Origin of the sequence: Duganella rhizosphaerae (assembly GCF_040364205.1) — a bacterium.
GTDB lineage: Bacteria > Pseudomonadota > Gammaproteobacteria > Burkholderiales > Burkholderiaceae_D > Rugamonas > Rugamonas rhizosphaerae.
Map to the genome: position 1 here is coordinate 48,917 of NZ_BPWK01000015.1, position 21,062 is coordinate 69,978.

General features: G+C 63.7%; 18 protein-coding genes. 8 read left to right on the forward strand and 10 right to left on the reverse strand.

What is annotated here, in order from left to right; translation table 11 throughout:
* Window positions 1–92 precede the first annotated feature (92 nt).
* The 7 genes from RUGAMON1_RS25705 to RUGAMON1_RS25735 all read left to right on the forward strand — a co-directional run bounded on the left by RUGAMON1_RS25705 (window position 93) and on the right by RUGAMON1_RS25735 (window position 7,699).
* Window positions 93–551, forward strand: coding sequence for an Hsp20 family protein (locus tag RUGAMON1_RS25705; RefSeq protein ID WP_445233194.1), 459 nt, complete (start codon window positions 93–95; stop codon window positions 549–551).
* Window positions 552–705: 154 nt separating this feature from the next.
* Window positions 706–2,211 carry a Do family serine endopeptidase gene (locus RUGAMON1_RS25710; RefSeq protein ID WP_445233195.1) on the forward strand — a complete coding sequence of 502 codons (1,506 nt, stop codon included), beginning with the start codon at window positions 706–708 and terminating at the stop codon, window positions 2,209–2,211.
* Window positions 2,212–2,254: 43 nt separating this feature from the next.
* Complete coding sequence (locus RUGAMON1_RS25715) at window positions 2,255–2,914, forward strand: response regulator (protein WP_445233196.1); 660 nt, start codon at window positions 2,255–2,257, stop codon at window positions 2,912–2,914.
* 8 nt (window positions 2,915–2,922) lie between these two features.
* Entirely contained in the window at window positions 2,923–4,299 is a 1,377-nt protein-coding gene (locus RUGAMON1_RS25720; RefSeq protein WP_445233197.1) for an ATP-binding protein, read from the forward strand.
* 32 nt (window positions 4,300–4,331) lie between these two features.
* Window positions 4,332–5,489, forward strand: a complete 1,158-nt coding sequence (gene coaD / locus RUGAMON1_RS25725; protein WP_445233198.1) for a pantetheine-phosphate adenylyltransferase — start codon at window positions 4,332–4,334, stop codon at window positions 5,487–5,489.
* Between the two features lie 60 nt (window positions 5,490–5,549).
* On the forward strand, window positions 5,550–7,472 hold the full coding sequence (locus RUGAMON1_RS25730; RefSeq protein WP_445233199.1) for a LamG-like jellyroll fold domain-containing protein: 1,923 nt from the start codon (window positions 5,550–5,552) through the stop codon (window positions 7,470–7,472).
* A gap of 80 nt (window positions 7,473–7,552) precedes the next feature.
* Window positions 7,553–7,699, forward strand: coding sequence for a hypothetical protein (locus tag RUGAMON1_RS25735; protein ID WP_445233200.1), 147 nt, complete (start codon window positions 7,553–7,555; stop codon window positions 7,697–7,699).
* Here the strand turns inward: RUGAMON1_RS25735 and RUGAMON1_RS25740 are convergent.
* The 8 genes from RUGAMON1_RS25740 to RUGAMON1_RS25775 form a co-directional block, all read right to left on the reverse strand.
* Window positions 7,696–8,202 (reverse strand): hemerythrin domain-containing protein, encoded by a 507-nt coding sequence (locus RUGAMON1_RS25740; protein WP_445233201.1) that lies wholly within the window; start codon window positions 8,200–8,202, stop codon window positions 7,696–7,698. The two genes, RUGAMON1_RS25735 and RUGAMON1_RS25740, sit on opposite strands and share 4 nt — an antisense overlap.
* A gap of 81 nt (window positions 8,203–8,283) precedes the next feature.
* On the reverse strand, window positions 8,284–8,574 hold the full coding sequence (locus RUGAMON1_RS25745; protein ID WP_445233202.1) for a type II toxin-antitoxin system RelE/ParE family toxin: 291 nt from the start codon (window positions 8,572–8,574) through the stop codon (window positions 8,284–8,286).
* 2 nt (window positions 8,575–8,576) lie between these two features.
* A complete protein-coding gene (locus RUGAMON1_RS25750; RefSeq protein WP_445233203.1) occupies window positions 8,577–8,861 on the reverse strand; it encodes a hypothetical protein in 285 nt (94 codons plus the stop codon).
* A gap of 71 nt (window positions 8,862–8,932) precedes the next feature.
* Entirely contained in the window at window positions 8,933–9,676 is a 744-nt protein-coding gene (locus tag RUGAMON1_RS25755; RefSeq protein ID WP_445233204.1) for a tetratricopeptide repeat protein, read from the reverse strand.
* 65 nt (window positions 9,677–9,741) lie between these two features.
* Entirely contained in the window at window positions 9,742–11,838 is a 2,097-nt protein-coding gene (locus RUGAMON1_RS25760) for a bifunctional 2',3'-cyclic-nucleotide 2'-phosphodiesterase/3'-nucleotidase (protein WP_445233205.1), read from the reverse strand.
* A 304-nt stretch (window positions 11,839–12,142) separates the two neighbouring features.
* Window positions 12,143–13,864, reverse strand: coding sequence for a DUF3443 family protein (locus tag RUGAMON1_RS25765; RefSeq protein ID WP_445233206.1), 1,722 nt, complete (start codon window positions 13,862–13,864; stop codon window positions 12,143–12,145).
* Between the two features lie 10 nt (window positions 13,865–13,874).
* Window positions 13,875–14,336: a DUF2844 domain-containing protein gene (locus RUGAMON1_RS25770; RefSeq protein WP_445233207.1), complete on the reverse strand. Its 462-nt coding sequence runs from the start codon at window positions 14,334–14,336 to the stop codon at window positions 13,875–13,877.
* Between the two features lie 139 nt (window positions 14,337–14,475).
* A complete protein-coding gene (locus RUGAMON1_RS25775) occupies window positions 14,476–16,758 on the reverse strand; it encodes a TonB-dependent receptor plug domain-containing protein (RefSeq protein WP_445233208.1) in 2,283 nt (760 codons plus the stop codon).
* Between the two features lie 343 nt (window positions 16,759–17,101).
* Between RUGAMON1_RS25775 and RUGAMON1_RS25780 the strand changes: the two genes are divergently transcribed.
* On the forward strand, window positions 17,102–20,275 hold the full coding sequence (locus RUGAMON1_RS25780) for an error-prone DNA polymerase (protein WP_445233209.1): 3,174 nt from the start codon (window positions 17,102–17,104) through the stop codon (window positions 20,273–20,275).
* On the opposite strand, the gene RUGAMON1_RS25785 is transcribed toward RUGAMON1_RS25780, so the two are convergent.
* Entirely contained in the window at window positions 20,272–20,454 is a 183-nt protein-coding gene (locus tag RUGAMON1_RS25785; protein ID WP_445233210.1) for a hypothetical protein, read from the reverse strand. The genes RUGAMON1_RS25780 and RUGAMON1_RS25785 overlap by 4 nt on opposite strands.
* Window positions 20,454–20,873, reverse strand: a complete 420-nt coding sequence (locus RUGAMON1_RS25790; protein ID WP_445233326.1) for a PRC-barrel domain-containing protein — start codon at window positions 20,871–20,873, stop codon at window positions 20,454–20,456. Before RUGAMON1_RS25790 ends, RUGAMON1_RS25785 begins: the two co-directional genes overlap by 1 nt.
* Between the last annotated feature and the right edge of the window lie 189 nt (window positions 20,874–21,062).

Sequence of the window (21,062 nt, forward strand, 5' to 3'; positions counted from 1 at the left end):
CATCCTATATCGGACTCAGTGGTTGCCCAGATGGGGACCACCGAGGGGAATCTTCCCCGTCCATATCGCTTAACTTTAAAAGGATATCCATCATGCGTACTTTTGACCTGACCCCACTGTATCGTTCCGCCATCGGCTTTGATCGTCTGGCGCAAATGCTGAATGACGCCCAGCGCGGCGATGCCACCCCGAGCTATCCTCCGTACAACATCGAACTGGTGTCGGAAGACAAATACCGTATCGTGATGGCGCTGGCCGGCTTCGACCGTTCGGAAATCGACATCACCTTCGAGCGCGATTCGCTGCACATCGTCGGCCGCAAGCAGAAGGACGCCACCGAGCGCACCTATCTGCACCGCGGCATCGCCGCCCGCGATTTCGAGCAGCGCTTCCAGCTGGCCAACCACGTCAAAGTGACCGGCGCCACCTTCGACAACGGCATGCTGAATATCGAACTGGTGCGCGAAGTGCCTGAAGCGCTCAAGCCACGCAAGATCGTCATCGACGGCAGCGACAACGTCACCGCCCTGGAGCAGCGCCAGGCCGCCTGATCCATGTAGCTGAGTAGTCCCGACTGGCCGGTATATCCGGCCAGTTTTGCGTAAACCAGCGTTGGTTGTAAGCAATTGTATTGTTAAGACGCGTCTAAGTTTTTACCCTCATATTGGATACATCTACAAACCTCATTCATTCAGGAGTGCAGCTATGTCCGAATCTACTCTCAAACGTGCAGCCCTCGCCGTGGCAGTGCTGGGCGTGATAGGCGTCGGCGGCGCCGTCGCCGTCAAACAAGGCAATGCCGTTGCCGCCGCCCCCATTGTGCTGCAAGCCGCAGCACCGGTCCAGGCCGCGGCGCCGGCCGCCGTGCCCGCGCCGCTGATGACGCTGCCCGACTTCAGCGTCATCGCTGCCCACAACGGCCCGGCGGTGGTCAACATCAGCGTCACCGGCAGCACCAAGACCTCCTACGACGGCGCCGAACAGACCGGCCGCGGCGATCCGTTCGCCGACGATCCGTTCTACGAATTCTTCCGCCGCTTCCAGGGTCCGCAGCAGCGCGGCGGCCAGCGCAGCGTGCCGACCCACGGCCTGGGCTCCGGCTTCATCGTCAGCGCCGACGGCATCATCCTGACCAACGCCCACGTGGTGCGCGACGCCAGCGAAGTGGTGGTCAAGCTGACCGACCGCCGCGAGTTCCGCGCCAAGGTGCTGGGCTCCGATCCGAAAAGCGACGTCGCCGTGCTGAAGATCGACGCCAAGAACCTGCCGGTGGTGCCGCTGGCCAAGGGCAACGACCTGAAAGTGGGCGAGTGGGTGCTGGCGATCGGCTCGCCATACGGCCTCGATAACACCGTCACCGCCGGCGTGGTCAGCGCCAAGGGCCGCTCGCTGCCGGACGGCAACGTGCCCTTCATCCAGACCGACGTCGCCGTCAATCCCGGCAACTCGGGCGGCCCGCTGTTCAACACGCGCGGCGAAGTGGTCGGCATCAACTCGCAGATCTACAGCCAGACCGGCGGCTACCAGGGCCTGTCGTTCGCGATCCCGATCGACGTGGCCGGCAAGATCAAGGACCAGATCGTCTCGACCGGCAAGGTCACCCACGCCAAGCTGGGCGTGACGGTGCAGGAGATCAACCAGGGCTTCGCCGATTCCTTCAACCTGGCCACGCCGGAAGGCGCGCTGGTGTCCAACGTCGAGAAGGGCGGCCCCGGCGACAAGGCCGGCCTGAAGGCTGGCGATGTGATCCGCACGCTTAACGGCAACAAGATCATCAGCTCGGGCGACTTGCCGGCCATCGTCGGCCTGGCCACGCCAGGTGATAAAGTGACGATGGAAGTCTGGCGCCAGGGTAAGCCGGTACAATTGAGCGCCACGCTGGGCAACGCCAACGACAAAGTCGCGGCGGCAGCCGACGGCGAACGCGGCGGACAAGCCAGCGCCAAGCTGAAGCTGGGCTTGTCGCTGCGTCCGCTGGAAAACATGGAGAAGCGCCAGTCCGGCATCGCCAACGGCTTGCTGATCGAGGATGCGCGCGGCGCGGCGGCCGACGCCGGCGTGCAGCCGGGCGATGTGCTGCTGTCGGTGAACGGCCGTGCGGTCAACACGGTGGACCAGGTGCGCGAAGTGGTCGACAAGTCCGGCAAGTCGGTGGCGTTGCTGATACAGCGCGGCGACGATAAAATCTTCATACCGGTGCGACTCGGATAAGTCGGGCCGGCAGAACGCAACACAAAAACAGAAAGGGAACAATATGCGACTTCTGCTGGTGGAAGACGATACGATGATCGGCGAGGTAGTGCTCGACCTGCTGCGGGCCGAGCACTACGCGGTCGACTGGGTCAAGGATGGCGCGATGGCCGACACCGCGCTGCAAACCCAGACCTACGACCTGGTGCTGCTGGACCTGGGCCTGCCGCGCAAGGACGGCCTCGAAGTGCTGCGCTCGATGCGCGCGCGCAAGGAGCTGACGCCGGTGCTGGTCGCCACGGCGCGCGACGCCAAGGAACAGCGCATCGCCGGCCTCGACGCCGGCGCCGACGATTATGTGCTCAAACCCTACGACCTCGACGAACTGCTGGCGCGCATCCGCGCCTTGCTGCGCCGTTCCGCCGGCCGCGCCGAGCCGATCTTCGAACACGGCGGCGTCAGCGTCAATCCGCAAACCCGCGAAGTGCTGGCCGACGGCAAGCCGGTCAGCCTGTCGGCGCGCGAATGGGCAGTGCTGGAGGCGCTGATCGCGCGGCCCGGCATCGTGCTGTCGCGGCATCAGCTGGAAGAAAAGCTGTACAGCTGGAAGGATGAAGTCAACAGCAACGCGGTCGAAGTCTACATCCACGGCCTGCGCAAGAAGCTCGGCGCGGAACTGATCCAAAACGTGCGCGGCCTGGGATACATGGTACCGAAACTATGAAGGTGAAGATGCCGTCGATGCCGCGGGTGCCCGTGGTAACGCACTCGCTGCGCGGGCGCCTGCTGTGGTTCCTGCTGGCCGCCATCACCATGGCCGCCATCGCGCAGGCGATGATCGCCTACCGCAGCGCGCTGAGCGACGCCGACCAGATCTTCGACTATCACATGCAGCAGATGGCGATGTCGCTGCGTTCCAGCGCCACGCTGACCAACAAGGCCGCCGACACGGCGGCCGATCCCGAAAACGACGACCTGGTGGTGCAGGTGTGGACGCCGGACGGCGCGCAAGTGTTCCGCTCGCTGTCGCGCGCGGCGCTGCCGCAGCGGGCGGTGCTGGGCTTCTCCAACGTCAAGGCCAACAACACCACCTACCGCATCTTCTCGGTGCAGACCAGCAACCAGACGGTGCAGGTGGCGCAGGACATGGCGGTGCGCCAGCGCATGGCCGGTACGCTGGCGCTGCGCACGGTCGGCCCGATCGCCGTCATGGCGCCGGTGCTGATGCTGGTGGTGTGGTGGGTGGTCAGCGGCTCGCTGGCGCCGGTGTCGCGCGTCAAGCGGCAGGTGGCGGCGCGCCAGGCGGACGATCTGTCGCCGGTCTCGGAAAACGATTTGCCCGATGAAGTGCTGCCGCTGGTGCACGAGCTGAACCTGCTGTTCGGCCGCGTGCGCACCGCCTTCGAGGCCCAGCAGCACTTCGTCGCCGACGCCGCGCACGAACTGCGCTCGCCGCTGGCGGCGCTCAAATTGCAGGTGCTGAGCCTGGAACGGGCGCAGGACGAGGCCGCGCGCAGCGTCGCCATCGGCCGCGTCACGGCCGGCATCGAACGCGCCACGCGGCTGGTGGAACAGTTGCTGGTGCTGGCGCGGCAGGAAGGCTCGGTCAACGACGTCAAGCTGGAGCCGGTCAACCTCACCGAGCTGGTCAAACGCTCGCTGGGCGACATGGCCGGGCTGGCGCAGGCGCGCCAGATCGACCTCGGCCTGGATCACGCCGACGAGGCCGCGGTGGACGGCCAGCCCGATGCGCTGATCATCCTGCTGCGCAACCTGATCGATAACGCCACCAAGTACACGCCGGCCGGCGGCACCGTCGATATCGAGCTGCGCCGTAGCGCCGGCGCCACAAAGGCCGCGCCGGGCCGCGTCATCCTCACGGTCGAGGATTCCGGCCCCGGCATCCCGCCGGACGAGCGCGAGCGCGTGTTCAGCCGCTTCTACCGCGTGCCCGGCAGCCAGGCCGGCGGCAGCGGGCTGGGGCTGGCGATCATCAAGTCGATCGCCGAACGCCACGGCGCCGTGCTGACCCTGGGCGAGTCCGAGCGCCTGGGCGGACTGAAGGTCAAGGTCGATTTTCCTGAGACTGCAAGGGCCACTCCAGTCTAAAATGCAACTTTGACATGGCGTTGGAGTGGCGTATGAAGAAAATCGGCTTTTCGGGCACCCTGGACCCGATCACCAACGGTCACATGTGGGTGATGAACGAAGCCCGGTCGCTGGCGGACGAGGTGGTGGTGTTCCTGTCCGAAAATCCGGCCAAGAAGCCCAAGTTCTCGGCCGAGGAGCGCAAGAGCATCATCGCCCTCAGCTGCGCCGAGCAGGGCTGGGACAATGTGCAGGTGGTCATCGTCAAGGGCGACTACACGGCGCGCGCCGCCAAGAAGCAGGGCGTGCACTGCCTGATCCGCGGCATCCGCACCACCGCCGATTTCGATTACGAAAACCTGATCCAGCAAACCAACGTCGATGTGCTGCAAGGCGCCAAGACCATCTTCGTCATGCCGCCGCGCGACCTCGGTTCGGTCAGCTCCAGCTTCGTCAAGGCGCTGGAAGGGCCGATCGGCTGGAACTGGATCATGAAGAAGTTCGTGCCCGGCCCGGCCTACCACGCCTGGGTGCTGAGCTGGCTGCGCAAGGAGTGGGAAACGCTGTGGGACTACGAGCACCGCGACGCCACCGCCATCGCCCACGCCGACCAGTGGTTCGTGCAGCTGACCGGCGCCACGGCCTACGGCGGTCCGGCGCGCCACTATCACAACCTCGACCACCTGGTGCACGGCCTGTGCGAGATCCGCGTGTGGGCTGCCAACACCCGGCCCGATCCGGCCGACGTCGACATCGTCAAGCAAGCGTTCTGGTTCCATGACGCCGAGTACGGCCACAGCGGCGAGCCGGGCGCGCTGACCAACGAGGAAGCCAGCGCCCAGCTCTGGCTGGGCAGCCATCTGGGGCAGGAGATGGGCGACGCGGCCGAACTGATACGCGCCACCGACCACTTCCAGGAAGCCTCGATCAGCCATCGCCTGAAGGACACGCTGCTCAGCGTCGACCTGGCCATTCTGGGACAGGATGACGAGGTCTACCAGAACTATGCGCGCGCCATCCGCCAGGAGTACATCCACCTGCCGGACGCCAAATACCGCGAACAGCGCGGCGGCGCACTGGCCCACCTGTGCCGCAAGGCCGACGCCGGCCAGCTGTTCGGCAACGACTACTTTGCCGAACAATACAACGAGCGCGCCATCGACAATATGCAGCGGGAGATGAAGCGGCTGGCATCGGCGGGTGCAGAATAAAACCTGTTCGTCAATCAATGTGAAGTTATAATTGCGGCAATATTTCAACCGGGAGTTGGTATGCCGTATATTCGCGTGATCGATGGGGTAATGCAGGAGTTTGACGAGACCGGCATGAACGTTGGGGCGGTTGCCAGCATCGCCTTGAATTCCTATAGCTATCTTGAGCGGCGCAACTGGAACAAAACTACCAAAGGGGGGACCGGTCCCAATAATCCGGACTACACCGATGACCTGCCTTTCCTGCATGCGCAAGGATACCAATATGTGCAGGTGATGATGGCGCCGTTTTCGGGTGCGACCGCTGCGGGTGCATATTTCAACTGGGGCGCTGTGGTGGGCGAGCCCAAATTCAACAGTGATAACTCCGTCAGCGACCCGGGATTCAAGGATGCTTATTGGGATGCGGTCAAAGCCCTGCTCGATTGCGCTGTCGTGAATAAAATCGGGGTGATCGCCTGCCCGTTCTGGCGCGTGAACGCCATTTGCGAAATGGTGGGGGAGAGCTTTACTGCGCTGACCGATGTCAATTCCAAGACGCGGAACTACATGCGTGCGTTTGCGGCCGCCTTTGTCGTCAAGTTTGGCCGGCATACCGGTGTCGCAGCATGGATGGCCAACCAGGAAATCCTGAACGTCGCGGTGGAGAAGGTCCCGGTGCTGAATTACGATACCGCTTCGGCAATATTGAAAGAGACTGCCACGATCATGCGTGCCAACGATCCGTTGGGACGCATGATCTCTTCGGGGAATGCGGGTATCGTCCATCGCTACCCCAAAACCGAATCATTGGATTGGTACACCTCGGTGGTGATACCCAAAATGAATCCCGATCCGATCGACTGCATCTGCGAAAATCTGTTCATCAACAACGAATACGTCAGCAGCGCCTTGGCCGCGGATGCCAATACTCCCGCCGGGTTTGTAACGAGCTCGCTGGGCTATCTCAAATGCATGCAGGCAGTGGCGGTCGCTTTGAAAAAGCCTTATTTCGTGGGCAGCTTTGGCGTATCGACGCTTCAAGAGAAGGCATACAACGATACCGACCAGACCAACCTGAAGGCCTTGCTGACCAATATGGGGAAAACAGGGGTACAACTGGCAGCGTTTTGGGTATGGAACGGCGGCATGTCGATGGAAAAAGAAGGATGGAATTTGCTGACTGAGTCGGGGTATGACAACGGCCGCATCCAGGCATACAACGCGCTCACGGACGCCAATAACTCCTGGGCACACAATATGGCCGATCCGGTCATCACGCGTTCGCGCGCGCTGTTCTATCCGCAGGTGCTGCAGTTTAGCGCCTCCAATTTATCCGAGTGCTACTTTAATATACCGGCTGCCGACGCTTATGCCAGAGCTGATTTCTCGGTGTCGTTTACGATCCGGCAGATCGATTTCGCGGATGCGACCCGGGAAATTATCGCCAACACCTCGGGCGGCCGGGGCTGGAAGGTGCTGGAAGCAATGAAGTCCTCCCGTCTTCAATTGTGGAGTGGCAGCACTGCCACCAACCCCAACGGCCTTGGCAGCAATGATTCGGGACGTGGCAGCTCGCCGCCGGGTCTCGATAGCGGCTGGATACGTTGTACTTATACCGTTAAACATGACGGCGCAATTTCGTTCTATGCCAATGATTTTCTGCTGGCGCAGCAGAGCACGAACATGTCGCCGCCGTTTTTAAATAATATTGCCAAGACACCGATCATGGTCGGCAGGAAAGCTCAGTCGGGGGCGGAGAGCGCCGGTGCGACCGCATCGTGGCAAATGTCGGACTTGATCTTGTATGACCGGGTGTTGACGCCGCAGGAGGTATTTGACTACGGCGTGTATCGCAAAGTCGACCGGCCGGTAGGGCGCTGGACATTGAACGGCGATCTGAAGGACTCCAGCGTCAATGCCAATACCGGGCTGCTCAACGGGAATCATGGCGTAGCCGCCACACAAAAAACATCCCCGGTTTTTGTCTCCATCGCCAGCTGATTGGCCTGCGGTGCGGCTGCTTCGGGTGAAAATAAATCAGCTGCGCCGCTCATAACAAGGCGCTGGCGCGGGCGTATGCGGTGCATGTCGAAGGCGTGTACGACCACTTCGTGTGGCGGGCTTTCCTGTCGAATGGCGGCGATCCGAAATCCATCTTCCAGCCGCTGACCGGCTGGAAGAGCGGCAACCGCGCCAAGGAACTGGCGTTCTCGATGAGTCAGGCTTAGTGCGGCGGCAGTTCGATCTGCTCCTTGCGAGCGGCGATCTCTGCGCCCAGCACATCGAGGTCGAGCTTGGCCTTGCGCGCCTTGGGGAACATCTCGCTCTCTTCTTCCTTGACGTGGTGGTCGATCAGCTCGGACAGCACCTTGACCTTGGCGTCGTACAGATCGTCGGTGGGTTCCATCGCAATGATCTGCGCGATCAAGTCCTTGGCTGAAGCATGCTCGACGACGGCCTCGTCGAGCATGTCGTCATCCTTGGTGGCGGCGCGCACGGCAGGGTAGAAAATTTCCTCTTCGGCCGTGGCGTGTTTGGTCAGTTCGGTGCAGATCTGCAGGGCCAGTTTCTGTTTGCTGACATGGGCGCGGTCGCCCAGTTCTTCGTACTGCTCGAACAGCGATTTGACGTGTTCATGGTCTTCCGTCAGCAGCGTGATCGCATCCTGAACATCGGTCTCGGTCGGGATAGGCTTGGGGATTTTGTCTTGCGGGCGGGCGGTGGTTCTCATGACGGCTCCTTGCGTGGCGAATGATTGGGGGATGCTGCTTACCCAGTCTAGGAGCGCGACCGATGGCGGTCTGTGCGTTGTTCAACGTTGCCGTTGTTGCCGCTGGCTTTGTATTGCAAGCACAAACACCGTGTCGATGTCGGCAAAGTACCTGTAAACAGCGACATAGCCATGTCTTCGTTTGCCCACCAGGAGTTCACGTTTGCCATCGCGGGCGGCATGGCCGATCAATGGGGTAAATTTCAGAACGTTGATCGACTGCTGAATTTCCTGAATCTTGGCGGATGCGTTTGGCGTCTTGTTTTGAACCAGAAAATCCAGAATGCGATCAAGATCGTCAATCGCCTGGGGCATCAGTTCCAGGCGCGCCATGATCAGGAGGTGAATTTTTTAGGTGCTGGCCGTGGAGGGGTTTCGCCGGCAGCTCGACGCGCGAGGTAGTTGCTGACTTCTTCCCATGAAATGGATTCTTTGTTCTTTAGGAATTTTTCGAACCGTTCGTCTGCGATTGCGTGGATTCTTTCTTTTTCGGTCAGCAGGGCGATCTTCTCCGCGATGGACTCCAGAATAAAATCTTGCGCCTTGATTGTATCGTTGTCCGTGATTGCATTGAGACTCCGACTAAGTGCGATTGGCAATTCAATGGTGAGTTTTGGCATGGCATCCTCCCGCAGTGAGAATAATTCTAGCACTGCGGGGATCCGGGGCTTGCGGTGTGATCAATCAAGCGTCAGAAGCGATTCCAGTTGTTGTGGCGGTGCTCGGCGGCTTCCTTGAGCAGGTAGCCGGCGCGGCGTTCGTCTTTGGGACTGAGGGCGTCGCCCAGTTGCACTGTCATCGCCAATTCCTGGATCGCCGGCGGATATTCGTGTTCGGCGGCTTCTTCCAGCAGGCGGCGGGCCTGTGCGCCGTCCTGCGCGACGCCGCTACCTTCGCGGTAAATGTAGGAGAGCAGGAACATCGCGTGTGGATTGCCAAGCCCGCTGGCGACGTCCAGCCAGTGCGCTGCCTGTGCATCGTCGCGCGCGACGCCGTCGCCGTTTTTGTAGAGCAGGCCCAGCATCAGCGCCGCCCGTGCATGATTCTGCCCGGCCGCCATGGCGTACCACGGCGCCGCGGCAGCCGGCGCCGCCGGCACGCCGGCCACGCCTACGCGCAGCATCTCGCCCAGCTGGTAGGCGGCGTCGACATCACCGCCGCGCGCGGCCTGCTCGAACAACTTCAGCGATTGCGCCCGTTGCTCGGGACGGGTTTGATACAGCAGCGCCAGCTCGCGCTGCGCCACCGGCATGTTCTGCGCCGACCACGCCATCAGCTTGCGCTCGGCGCCGGCGTCGGCCTGCTGCATGGCTTTCATGCCCACCGTCTCGATTTGCGCCGAGTTCGGCTTTTCCTGTTGCAGCTGGCAGCCGAACAGGAACACGCCGGCCAGCAGGCCGATTAACGCTACGCCAGGATAATTTTTGACTTGCATGTTAGTGACCTCACGATAAGCGGAGCCGGCGTTCACCGGCCCCGCGCACCACGCTTACATTACATTTACTTGCTCAGATCCACCGAGTACTTGGCGAAGCCGCTGGCGTCCAGCGCGCCTTCGGCCGTCACGGCGGTGATGCCGCTGCTCTTGGCCAATGCCAGATGGCCAGGCGCCGAACGCAGAATCACCGGACCGGCGGTCGCCACCTTGACGAAGCTCCAGCTACGCGCGCTGCCGTTGCCGGCCAGCGTGACCTTGCCGCTGGCCGCGCCTTGCGCCGTCAGGTAGTTGCTGACCACGGTCTGGTTGGCGTCCGGCGACTTGATGATGGTCTTGCTGCCGTCGATGCCGGGCACGGCGCCGCCGCCGCCCGCGCGGTAGTCGTTGGTGGCAACGATGAAGTCGTCACCTGCGGCCACGGCCTTGCCCAGGTAGCTCAGGTTGACGATGCGGCTGCCCACCGGCTTGGTCACGTCGATCTGGTAGGTCAGCGCATTGTTTTCGGCGTAGAACACGTCGTAGTTGTAGATCGTGCCGTACGACGGCACCAGGTCCTGCTCGGTGGTCTTGGCCGGGTCGATCTGGCCGAACTGCTTGGCCGCCGTTTCCAGCCAGGCCTTCAGGTCGGAACCCTTGATCTTGACCGCCTGCAGGTTGTTGTTGCTGTACAGGTAGAGGTCGCCAGGATTGCGCACTTGCAGGCCGATCGGCGCAGCGGCGCTGGCGCCCGGCGCGACGTCGGTGAAGTCGGAAGGACCGTTGCGACCGGCCTTGAACGGCGCGCTGCACGAGATCACCGGGATGTTCTTGTAGCTGGCGATGGTGGCGTCGGTGCTGGCGGCGATGAATTTCTTCACGTAGTCCAGCTGCGCCTGGTTGACCAGCTGGATCGCGCTGACGTCGCCGACCAGCGAGAAGTAGGCCGACATTTCAAAGTCGGTGGTCACGCCCAGCGGCTGCTTGGCGTAGGCGATGGTGGCCGCGTGCTCGGTGGCGACGATGGGCGCGATGGCAGGATCGGCCTTGACGTTGGTGACGCCGTCGGTGTACTTGAAGCCGCGCGATTCCACGCTGGTCTTATCCTGCTGCACCACCCACTTGCCGCCGGTGAAGACTAAGGTCAGCTTGATGATGCCCAGACGGCGGCCCCAGCTTTGCGCCATCACCGTCGGCACGCCGTTGACGAAGCCGTTGACGGCGTCGATCTTGGCGCTGGCCGGGAAGGCGGCGAACGATGGATCCAGCGCGGCCGCGCCGGTCTCTTTGCCTTTCGGGAAGATCAGGTGCGAGTGGCCGATCAGCAGCGCGTCGATGCCGGTGCTGGTCAGGTGATAGCTGCCGTTTTCCATTTTCGGGCTGTAGGCGCTCGGGTCCAGGCCGCCGTGCGACAGCGCCACCACCAGGTCGGCGCCCTTGGCGCGCATCTCCGGCACGTACTGCTTGGCCGCTTCCTGCACGCCGGTCACGGCAACCTTGCCGGCCAGGTTCTTCTGGTCCCAGTCCAGGATCTGCGGCGGCACGAAGCTCATGATGCCGATGTTGAGCTTGACGTCGACCTTGGTGCCGTCCAGCTTGGTGGCGCTGAAGGTGCGCGGCAGCAGCGTGTACGGCTGCACGATGGGCTTGTTGCTGGCGACGCCGGTGACGTTGGTCAGCACCAGCGGGAAGGCCGGCGCGCCGCAGCTGCCGGCCGGCTTGTTCACGCCCGGAATGCCGAAGTCGGTATTGGTGATCTGGCTCAGCAGCGGCAGGCCGTAGTTGAACTCGTGGTTGCCGAAGCCGCCGCCGTCGTACTTCATGGCGTTCATGACTTTGTGCACGGCCATGGTGTCGGTGCAGGCGATCGGCTTGGTGACGGCTTGCAGGTCGCCCAGCAGGGTGCCCTGGATCACGTCGCCGTCGTCCAGCAGCACGTTGTTCGGGTTTTCGGCGCGCGCCGCGCTGACCAGGGTCGAGGTGCGTTCCAGGCCCAGGCTGGTGTCTTCCGCCAGTGAGTAGTAGTTGTAGCTCATCACATTGGCATGGATGTCGGTGGTCTCCATCAGCGCCAGCGTGACGGTCGTGCCTTCCGCGATCGCCGGCGGCGGCGTGTAGTCGCCGCCGCAGCCAACCAGACCCGCTGCCGTCAACGCAGCCAACATCACCAGATTTGTTTTCATTACACCCTCAAATTAAGAAAATTCAAGGTGGCGACTGTACACAACGCGCATGACATGGCCGTGACAAAACGCAAACAATTGGCGCGATTTAACAGGGGGGTGTCGCGATTTCGCGATACCGCTCGGACCTCGCTCGCTATTCTGGCAATTCGTGCCGGGGCCACAAACCGCTGGCGCGCGCAGAGATGCATCAGCCTTCGACCAGACACCCACGGAGAGAAGGCAGGCAAAACCCAAAAGATGGACCACAACAGCGGCTCTGACGGCAGCGCTTATCGGGCGCTGCCGGCAATGTCGGACTATCCTAATATGCCCACAGCGGCCCGGTCTTGCCGTTGACGGCGCCCCCCTCGAACACCACGAACACGCGGCGGCCGTAGAAGAAGGGCAATCCCCAATCAAAGTCATTGCCGGCGTTGGTGCTGCTGCCCACCGTGCCGCCGACCTGCGCCGCCCAGATGGTCGACGCCAGTTGCACCAGGTTGGCGACGTTGAAGTTGACCACGCCGCTGGCGCTGCCGTCGGCCGCCGCGTTGGTGGCGCTGAGCGAGAGCGTCGCAGCAGGGCAATAGAAATCCCCTCCCGAGCAGGTGCGTATCGTGCTGTCGCTGAAGAAGTAGCCGTTGGAGCCGCTGTCGATGAAGCTGGCGCTGTAGGTCTTGCCCTTGTAGGTGGTGCTGAAGTCGCCGCCGCCGTTGGTTTTGTACAGCGTCTCGCCGGCGATGGTGTTGTTGCTCTGGGTGTTGACGCCGAAGATCAGCGTGCCGCTGACCGAGCTCAGGCCGGCCGTGCCGACGCTGGGCAGCACCACCAGCACGCCGTTGTTGTTGACCGCGAACGAGGCCACCGGATTGCTGACCTGCGACGCCAGCGCCATGCTGCTGGCGGTGCAGCCGTTGCTGGTGCAGGCGTAGTAGGCGCCGCTGACCGCGGATCGGGCGCAACTGTCGCCGCAGTCCTGCTTGAACAGGCCGACGCCGAGCACGCCCTTGGCGCCCAACGCCGCCAGCGTGCCGAGGTTGTTGCCGGCGCTGCTGCAACTGGACGGCGTGGCCGCGTAATTGGCGCCGCTGTCGGCGATCACCTGGATCGAAATGCCGGCCGCCTTTTCGTCCGCCAGCCTGACGTCGGCCTGGCGCACCGCGCCCCAGGTGTAGCCGCTGATGAACTTGCCGCATTCGCCGGCATCGGCGCCGGACGGCGTCTTCACGGCCGGCAGCTTCAGCGCCGCGTCGAGCGGGGCCAGCAGGCGCAGGCCGTAGGAGCCGGTGTCGAGCAGCACGTGGTCGATGGTCTGGCAGATGGTGGTGCCGGGCTGGCACACCGTCACGCTGACATACGGAATATTGATCGCGCCGTTGATGCCGGTGGGGCCGCTGTCGACCACGATGGCGGTGCTGTTGCTCAGCGGCGCAGTCACGCTGAGCGCGGCGCTGGCGTTGACGTTGCCGCCGTCGCCGCTGCAGGACAAGGTGTAGACAAAATTGCCCGCCGCGTTGGGCACGACGCTGATCGAGCCCGAGGTGGCCCTGGCGCCGCTCCAGGCGCCGCTGGCGGTGCAGCTGCTGGCGTTGGCCGAGGACCAGCTCAGCGTCGAAGTTTGCGCGGTGGTGATGCTGGCCGGCGCCAGCGTCAGGTTGACGGTGGGCGAGGGCGGCGGCGTGCTGACGACCACGCTGGTGGTCTTGCTGACGCCGCTGCAGGTGACGGTGTAGAAGGCGGTGCCGACCGCGCCGGCCGTGACGGTCTGCGAACCGCTGTTGTCCAGCGCACCGCTCCACGCGCCCGAGGCGGTGCAGCCGGTCGCGCTGGGATTGCTGACGCCCCAGCTCAGCGTGATGACCTGGCCGACGGTGGTGGCGGTCGGCGTGGCGCTGATGCTGACCACCGGCGTGACGGTGGCGGCGGCTTGGGTTGTGGTGCTGGTCGCGGCGGTGCTGCTGTCGCCGCCACCGCCGCCGCATGCGCTGAGGATCAGCGCGAGCATGAGCAGCAGCAGCCGGCCGGTGGGGAGAAAGCGGACCATGCGCGTATTCCTATTCCAGGGTGGAAGTATCGAAGCCGGCCGGCAGCGCGCTCGGTATCCACGCATGGCCGGCATAGGCGCGCATATGGCCGGCGGAGACGATCACCATGTCCGATTGTTCGACCGCCAACTGCGAGTGCCCCGCCTTGGGACGCTTGCCGGCGGCGCCGGTCAGCACCGCGAACTTGTCGCCCAGCAGGGTGCGCAGATCGGGCAGGGCCGGTCCGCTCCAGCTGACGGCGAACACCGTGCCCTGAGCGCTCACGTATTCGCGCACGACGGTGCCGCTATCGAGCGTGCTCTGGCTGACGGTGTAGACCGCCGTGCTGTCGGCGTTGGCCGCCGCGAGGCTGCGCGCGCCCTGCCGGACCGGCGTCGTACCGAAATTGGAAGGGGCGCTGCCCAGTGCGGCATAGGCCAGCGCGCCTTGCAGCAGGGGGAGTAACAACATGAGTAAGAGTGCGCGGCGCATGAAACGCTCCTGTGCCTGAGATGCAGGCAGTTTAGAACGACAGCGGGTTGGATAGCGTTAGCGATATGTAAGCAAACGTTACGGCCATCGCCAACGAAAACGGCGCCCGCAGGCGCCGTCGATTCCATGAACAGGAAGCTTAGAACTTGACGTACAGGCGGCCGAAGTAGGAGGCACCGTTCAAACCGAACTGCACGCTTTCATACTTGAAACCGTTGTCGGTCTGGTCGGCGTTCTGCGACGTCGGCTTGACGTTGAAGATGTTGTTGCCGCCGAAGGTGAACTTCATGTTCTTGTTGATGCTGTAGGTGAAGCTCAGGTCGGCCGAGGTTTTCGACTCGTAGTGCTGGTTCGGCACGCCGGCTGCCGTACCGTCGAAGGTGCCCAAGGTCTGTGGACCGAAGTGGATGATCTTCAGGTCGCTTTCCCACGGGCCGGTCACGTAGTCGAAGCCCAGCGTGGCCTTGGAACGCGGCGCGCCCTGCTCGATGTACAGGCGTTCCTTCTCCGACAGCAGCACGTCCTCGAAGCCCTTCAGCGAAGCCGGCGCGTGGATGCCGGTCACTTCCGTCTTGCTGACGTTGAGCGCCAGGAAGGTGGTCAGCTTGTTGGAGCCGAAGTTGGTCTTGTGCGAAGCGGTCAGGTCCAGGCCCTGGGTCTTGGTGTCGACCGAGTTGACGAAGAACTGCGCTTCGCCCACGCCCAGCTTGGCCAGGCGCTCGGCCAGGTCAGGGTAGGTGTCGGCATTGAAGCGGCCCGACAGCACGATGCGGTCCTTGATCTTGATGTTGTACAGGTCGGCGGTCACGGAGACGGCGGCGTTCGGCGTCCAGGTGGTGCCCAGCGTGAAGCTGGTCGACTTTTCTTCCTTCAGTTTCGGGATGCCGGCCGCGTTGGCGACGGTGCCGCCGTTGGGCGCCAGCACCACGTCGGTCGCCACGCCGCCGATGAAGTCGGTGAAGGTCGACGAGAAATAAACTTGTTGCAGCGACGGCGCGCGGAAGCCGGTGCTGCCCGAACCGCGCAGCAGCACGCTGTCGGCCACGCGCACGCTGCCGGCCAGCTTGCCGGTGACGGTGGAGCCGAAGTCGCTGAACTTCTCGTAGCGCAGCGCGCCTTGCAGCTTGACGATCTTGCTCAGGTCCGCTTCCAGGTCGAGGTAGGCGGCGGTGCTGTGGCGCTTGGCGTTGACCTGGTCGGCCGGCTGGAAGCCGGGGAAGCCCTGGCTGCCGGCGTTGCCGCCGAAGCCGATGCCGTCGACGTCGTTGTACGAGCCCGGCTCGCCAGCGAAGATCTTGTAGTTCTCGCTGCGGTATTCGCCGCCGAAGGCGACGTTCAGGCCGTCGCCGACCAGGCCGTCGTAGTAGTGGTTCAGGTCGAGGTTGGTGGTCAGTTGCTGGAACGAGAAGCCGCCCGCGTCGAAGCGGTCCGGGCTGATGCCTTTGCCGCCGGCCAGCAAGTCCTTGTTGGCGATCGAAGCGTTGATCGTATGGCTGATGTTGTAGCGCATCTTGTTGTAGCCATAGGTCTGCGACAGGTCCAGGTTCCAGTCGCCCACGGTGCTGCGGTGGCCGAGGATGGCGTACTGGTCGTCGATGTCGGCGTTGATGAACGGCACGAAACCGTTCGGGTACATGGCCGCCGAGTTGCGGCTCGGGATGTCGTCGGAACCGATGCCGCCGCGCGCGAAGGCGGCGCTGGAGGCGTTGCGGGTCTGGCCGCCGGCGGTGAAGTACAGCTTGCCGGTGCCGGTGGTCGGCAGTTCGCCGTTCAGGTAGATGGTCTGGTTCTTGGTCTTGGTGTCGCCGATGATGCGCGGGTTGTCGGCTTCGGCGCGGTTGGAGCGGCCGCGGTCCAGGTATTCGCCGGTGATGCCGAGCGTGCCGCCGTTGCCGATCTCAAAGCCGCAATAGGCCGAGGTCATGTAGTTCTTGCCGTCGCGCTTGGAGTATTCGCTGAAACCGGCGACGGCTTCGCAGCCCTTGCTTTTCTTCAGGCCGATGTCGATCACGCCGGCGATGGCGTCCGAGCCGTACTGGGCGGCGGCGCCGTCGCGCAGCACCTGCACGTCCTTGATCGCCAGCAGCGGGATGGTGTTCATGTCGGTGCCGGTGTTGCCGCGGTTGCGGGCGCCGAACAGGTTGACCAGCGCGGTGGTGTGGCGGCGCTTGCCGTTGACCAGCACCAGGGTCTGGTCGGAACCGAGGCCGCGCAGCGCGGCGGAGTCGACCAGGTCGGCGCCGTCGGAGCCGCTCTGGCGGGTCGAGTTGAACGATGGCGAGATGTAAGTCAGCGTTTGCGCCAGGTCGAACTGGCCGCCTTGTTCTGTGGACTTGCTCATCGGGATGATATCGACCGGCACCACGGTGTCGGTGGACGACGTGGTCGCGCGGCGCGAGCCGACTACGCTGACCGATTGCATGGGGGTGTCTGGCTTGGCTTCCTGCGCGGTCTGCGCGAAAGCGGATGGTGCGAGGCTGAGGGCGGCTGCGCCGTAAAGGCTGAGCAGTACTGCATGACGTAATGGCGTGTTGGCGAACAAGTTTTCTCTCCCGTGAAAAAACCGATTCTAGTCAAATAGCTCATCAGCACATGACTTTTTTGATAATTTTGCATTCAAACTTTATTTACTGTTGTTTTGCCGCGCCACAGTGGTGTCGGCACTACGTAATGCTACGTAGTGCCATAGTTTTAGCCAATTATTGCTTCATCTATCAGGTAGTAATTGGCGTACGGTGTATTATACTGTATAAAAACACAGTATCATGATGCCGATCACCACACCGACCACGCAAGGCTTGCCGGCATATGCCGAGCTGTTCTGCCTGACCAATTTCTCCTTCCTGCAAGGCGCCTCCAGCGCCGAGGAGCTGGTCGCGCGCGCCGTGCAGCTGGACTACGCCGCCCTGGCCATCACCGACGAATGCTCGCTGGCCGGCGTTGTGCGCGCTCACGCCCAGGCCAAGGAGGCCGGCCTGCCGCTGCTGATCGGCAGCCATTTCCACCTGAAGCATCCCGACGGCAGCCCGGCCTTGTCGCTGATCGCGCTGGCGCAGGATCGCGAGGGCTACGGCAATCTCTGCGAACTGATCACGATAGGGCGCAACCGGGTCGCCAAGGGCAGCTACCTGCTCACGCCGGCCGACCTGGCCGCGCCGCCGCCGGCCTACGCTCATCTGAAAGGCTTGCCCGGCTGTCTGATGATCCTGCTGCCGCATTACCCGGCCTTCCAGCCGGACGATGTCGACCGCCTGCATGCGCAGGCGGCGTGGATGGAGGTGACGTTTCCGGGCCGTAGCTGGATGGGCCTGAACCTGTTGCAGCGCGCGCTGGACGAGGCGCACCGCCTCAGCATCGACGAGGTGGCGCTACAGCACGGCATGCGCGTGGCGGCGCTGGGGCATGTGTGCATGCACGTACGCTCGCGCAAGCCGCTGCATGACACCTTGTGCGCGGTGCGGGTCGGCAAGCCGGTGGCCGAGTGCGGCTACGCGCTGGCGCAGAACGCCGAGCAGCACCTGCGCTCGCGGCTGCGGCTGGCGAACCTGTATCCGCCGCAGGCGCTGGCGGAAACGCTGAGCATTGCGCAGCGGTGCAAATTTAATCTGAGCCAGCTGCGCTATGAATATCCGCGCGAGCTGGTGCCGGCAGGCCACACGCCGGCCAGCTATCTGCGGCAGGAAGTGTATGCCGGCGCGCTGCGGCGCTTTCCGGCCGGCGTGTCCGACAAGGTGCGCGGGCAGATCGAGAAGGAGCTGGAGCTGATCGCGGAACTGAAATACGAGCCGTACTTCCTGACGGTCTACGACATCGTCCGCTTCGCCCGCTCGCAAAACATCCTGTGCCAGGGCAGGGGATCGGCGGCCAACTCCGTGGTCTGCTATTGCCTCGGCGTGACCGAGGTCGATCCCGAGCGCAGCAATATGCTGACCGGGCGTTTCATTTCCAAGGAGCGCAACGAGCCGCCGGACATCGACGTCGACTTCGAGCACCAGCGGCGCGAGGAAGTGATCCAGTACATCTACAAAAAATACGGGGCGGACCGGGCCGCGCTGGCGGCTGTCGTCATCAGCTACCGTCCCAAGAGCGCGCTGCGCGACAGCGGCAAGGCGCTCGGGGTGGACCTGGCGATCGTCGAGAAGGTGGCCAAGGCGCACCACTGGTTCGACAGCCGCAACGACCTGCTGGGCCGGCTGGCCGAGTGCGGACTGGACCCGGAATCGCAACTGGCGCAGCAATGGGCGGCGCTGGCGATCGCCTTGCTGGGCTTCCCGCGCCACCTGTCGCAGCATCCCGGCGGCTTTGTCATCTCGCACGAAAAGCTGTCGCGGCTGGTGCCGATCGAGGCCGCCACGATGGAGGGGCGCTGCGTGATCCAGTGGGACAAGGACGACCTGGAGGAGCTGGGTCTGATGAAGGTGGACGTGCTGGCGCTGGGCATGCTGTCGGCGCTGCGGCGCGCGCTGGCGCTGGTGGGTGAGCAGCGCGGCGAGCAATTCGAGATGCAGGACATCCCCAAGGAGGACAAGGCCACCTACGCGATGATGTGCGAAGCCGACACCATCGGCGTGTTCCAGATCGAATCGCGCGCGCAGATGAGCATGCTACCGCGCCTGCGGCCGGATAAGTTCTACGACCTGGTGATCGAGGTCGCGCTGGTACGGCCGGGACCGATCCAGGGCGGCATGGTGCATCCGTATTTGCAGCGGCGCATGGAGCGCGAAAAGGTGCATTGCCCGCCCGGCCTGGAGGAGGCCTTGGCCCGTACGCTGGGCGTGCCGATCTTCCAGGAGCAGGTGATGCAGATCGCCGTCATCGCCGCCGGTTTCACCGAAGGCGAGGCCGACCAGCTGCGGCGCGCGATGGCCGCATGGAAGCGCAAGGGCGGCGTCGACAAATACCAGCAGCGCATCATGGACGGCATGACGGAGCGCGGCTACGAGGCATCGTTCGCGGCGGCGATCTGCGAGCAGATCAAGGGTTTCGGCGAATACGGCTTCCCCGAATCGCACGCCGCCAGCTTCGCGCTGCTGACCTATGCCAGCTCCTGGCTCAAGTGCCACGAACCGGCCGCCTTCCTGTGCGCCTTGCTCAACAGCCAGCCGATGGGCTTCTACAGCCCGTCGCAACTGGTGCAGGACGCCAGGCGCCACGGCGTGCAGGTGCGCGAGATCGACGTCACCGTCAGCGGCTGGGATTCCTCCCTGGAGGAACGGGTGGGCCGGCGCGGCCAGCCGGCGGTGCGGCTGGGCCTGTCGCTGCTGAAGGGCATGCGCGCCGAAGCGGCCGAGCGCATCGAGCAGGCGCGCGCGCGGCAACCGTTCGCCAGCGTGGCCGACCTGGCGCGCCGGGCCGACCTGGACCGCCACGACCTGCAAGTGCTGGCCGGCGGCAACGCGCTGCAACATCTGGCCGGCAACCGGCGGCAAGCCTTGTGGCAGGCGGTCGGCGCCACGCCGGACAAGGATCTGCTGCGGCCGACCACGCCGGACGAGGAGATCCCGTTGCTGAAGCCGCCTACTGAGGGTGAGGAAATACTGGGCGATTACCGCTCGCACGGGCTGACGCTGGGCCGCCATCCGCTGGCGCTGCTGCGTCCCAAGCTGCTGGAGCACCGCTTCCTGCCGGCGTCCACGCTCAACACCTACACCAACGGCATGCTGGCGCGCGCCTGCGGCATGGTGACGGTGCGGCAGCGTCCCGGTACGGCCAAGGGCGTGTTGTTCATCACCATCGAGGATGAGACCGGCAACGTCAACGTCATCATCTGGCCGTCGCTGGTGGAGCAGCAGCGGCGCGAAGTACTGAGCGCGCCGTTGCTTGGGGTGTATGGCGTGTGGCAGCAGGAAGGCGTGGTGCGCCACCTGGTCGCCAAGCGGCTGGTCGACATGTCCCATCTGCTGGGACGGCTGCCGACCATCAGCCGCGATTTCTGCTAGCGCTGACCGCGCCGTAAATGCACCGCCACCGTCGATTCGTGCCGGCCGGACCAGCTGCTGAGCATGACGGGCACGCCGGCCTGCCGCTGCGGACGGCGGCGATGGCGGCGCAGCAGCCAGCTGGCGGCCAAACCGGCCCCCGCGGCGATCCCGCCCAGCACGACGATGGCGGCGAACATTATCGGAGGCCGGCGCTGCGGTTGCCGCTGGTGCCGTAGTAGGTATGGATCTGGCTGGCCCAGGTCTGGTTGGCCATATTGGGCCATTGGTCGCTATTGAAGCCGGGCGCTTCTTCGATGCGTTCCTTGTCCAGGTTCAAGGTGAAGCGTTTGTTGACGGTGTCCAGGGTCAGCGCTTCCCAGGGCACGGCGAACAGCTTTTCGCCCAGCGTGAACACGCCGCCGAACGCCATCACCGCGTAGGCGATGTTGCCGGTGCGCATGTCGAGCATGATTTCCTTGATCTCGCCCAGGTGTTCGTCCTGCAGGTTGTGGACGTGGTTGCCGATCAAGGTATCGGCGCCCATCAGTTCCGGACCGGGGCCTTTATGGCCGCGGTCGACATACATGCCCAAGGCATCGAGTTCTTCGTAGTTCATCATGACCTCCCTGTTTGAATGAGTTGTCATTTTTGCCTTGAAGAAGGTGCCGGTCTGTACGGTGCAACACAGTGCTGGCTGATAGGCAAACTGGCTATTTTTACACTTTCCTTCATAGGACTTTACCTCCGGGTTGCGGATTTTTCCGGGCAGGAAGGTGAAGAATCGGACGTTTTAGGGTATAATTTC

Bases quoted from the DNA above. Each gene is read 5' to 3' on its own strand.
- RUGAMON1_RS25705 (WP_445233194.1), top strand. From the start codon at position 93: ATGCGTACTTTTGACCTGACCCCACTGTATCGTTCCGCCATCGGCTTT.
- RUGAMON1_RS25710 (WP_445233195.1), top strand. From the start codon at position 706: ATGTCCGAATCTACTCTCAAACGTGCAGCCCTCGCCGTGGCAGTGCTG.
- RUGAMON1_RS25715 (WP_445233196.1), top strand. From the start codon at position 2,255: ATGCGACTTCTGCTGGTGGAAGACGATACGATGATCGGCGAGGTAGTG.
- RUGAMON1_RS25720 (WP_445233197.1), top strand. From the start codon at position 2,923: ATGCCGTCGATGCCGCGGGTGCCCGTGGTAACGCACTCGCTGCGCGGG.
- coaD (WP_445233198.1), top strand. From the start codon at position 4,332: ATGAAGAAAATCGGCTTTTCGGGCACCCTGGACCCGATCACCAACGGT.
- RUGAMON1_RS25730 (WP_445233199.1), top strand. From the start codon at position 5,550: ATGCCGTATATTCGCGTGATCGATGGGGTAATGCAGGAGTTTGACGAG.
- RUGAMON1_RS25740 (WP_445233201.1), bottom strand. From the start codon at position 8,202: ATGAGAACCACCGCCCGCCCGCAAGACAAAATCCCCAAGCCTATCCCG.
- RUGAMON1_RS25745 (WP_445233202.1), bottom strand. From the start codon at position 8,574: ATGGCGCGCCTGGAACTGATGCCCCAGGCGATTGACGATCTTGATCGC.
- RUGAMON1_RS25750 (WP_445233203.1), bottom strand. From the start codon at position 8,861: ATGCCAAAACTCACCATTGAATTGCCAATCGCACTTAGTCGGAGTCTC.
- RUGAMON1_RS25755 (WP_445233204.1), bottom strand. From the start codon at position 9,676: ATGCAAGTCAAAAATTATCCTGGCGTAGCGTTAATCGGCCTGCTGGCC.
- RUGAMON1_RS25760 (WP_445233205.1), bottom strand. From the start codon at position 11,838: ATGAAAACAAATCTGGTGATGTTGGCTGCGTTGACGGCAGCGGGTCTG.
- RUGAMON1_RS25765 (WP_445233206.1), bottom strand. From the start codon at position 13,864: ATGGTCCGCTTTCTCCCCACCGGCCGGCTGCTGCTGCTCATGCTCGCG.
- RUGAMON1_RS25770 (WP_445233207.1), bottom strand. From the start codon at position 14,336: ATGCGCCGCGCACTCTTACTCATGTTGTTACTCCCCCTGCTGCAAGGC.
- RUGAMON1_RS25775 (WP_445233208.1), bottom strand. From the start codon at position 16,758: ATGCAATCGGTCAGCGTAGTCGGCTCGCGCCGCGCGACCACGTCGTCC.
- RUGAMON1_RS25780 (WP_445233209.1), top strand. From the start codon at position 17,102: ATGATGCCGATCACCACACCGACCACGCAAGGCTTGCCGGCATATGCC.
- RUGAMON1_RS25785 (WP_445233210.1), bottom strand. From the start codon at position 20,454: ATGTTCGCCGCCATCGTCGTGCTGGGCGGGATCGCCGCGGGGGCCGGT.
- RUGAMON1_RS25790 (WP_445233326.1), bottom strand. From the start codon at position 20,873: ATGAACTACGAAGAACTCGATGCCTTGGGCATGTATGTCGACCGCGGC.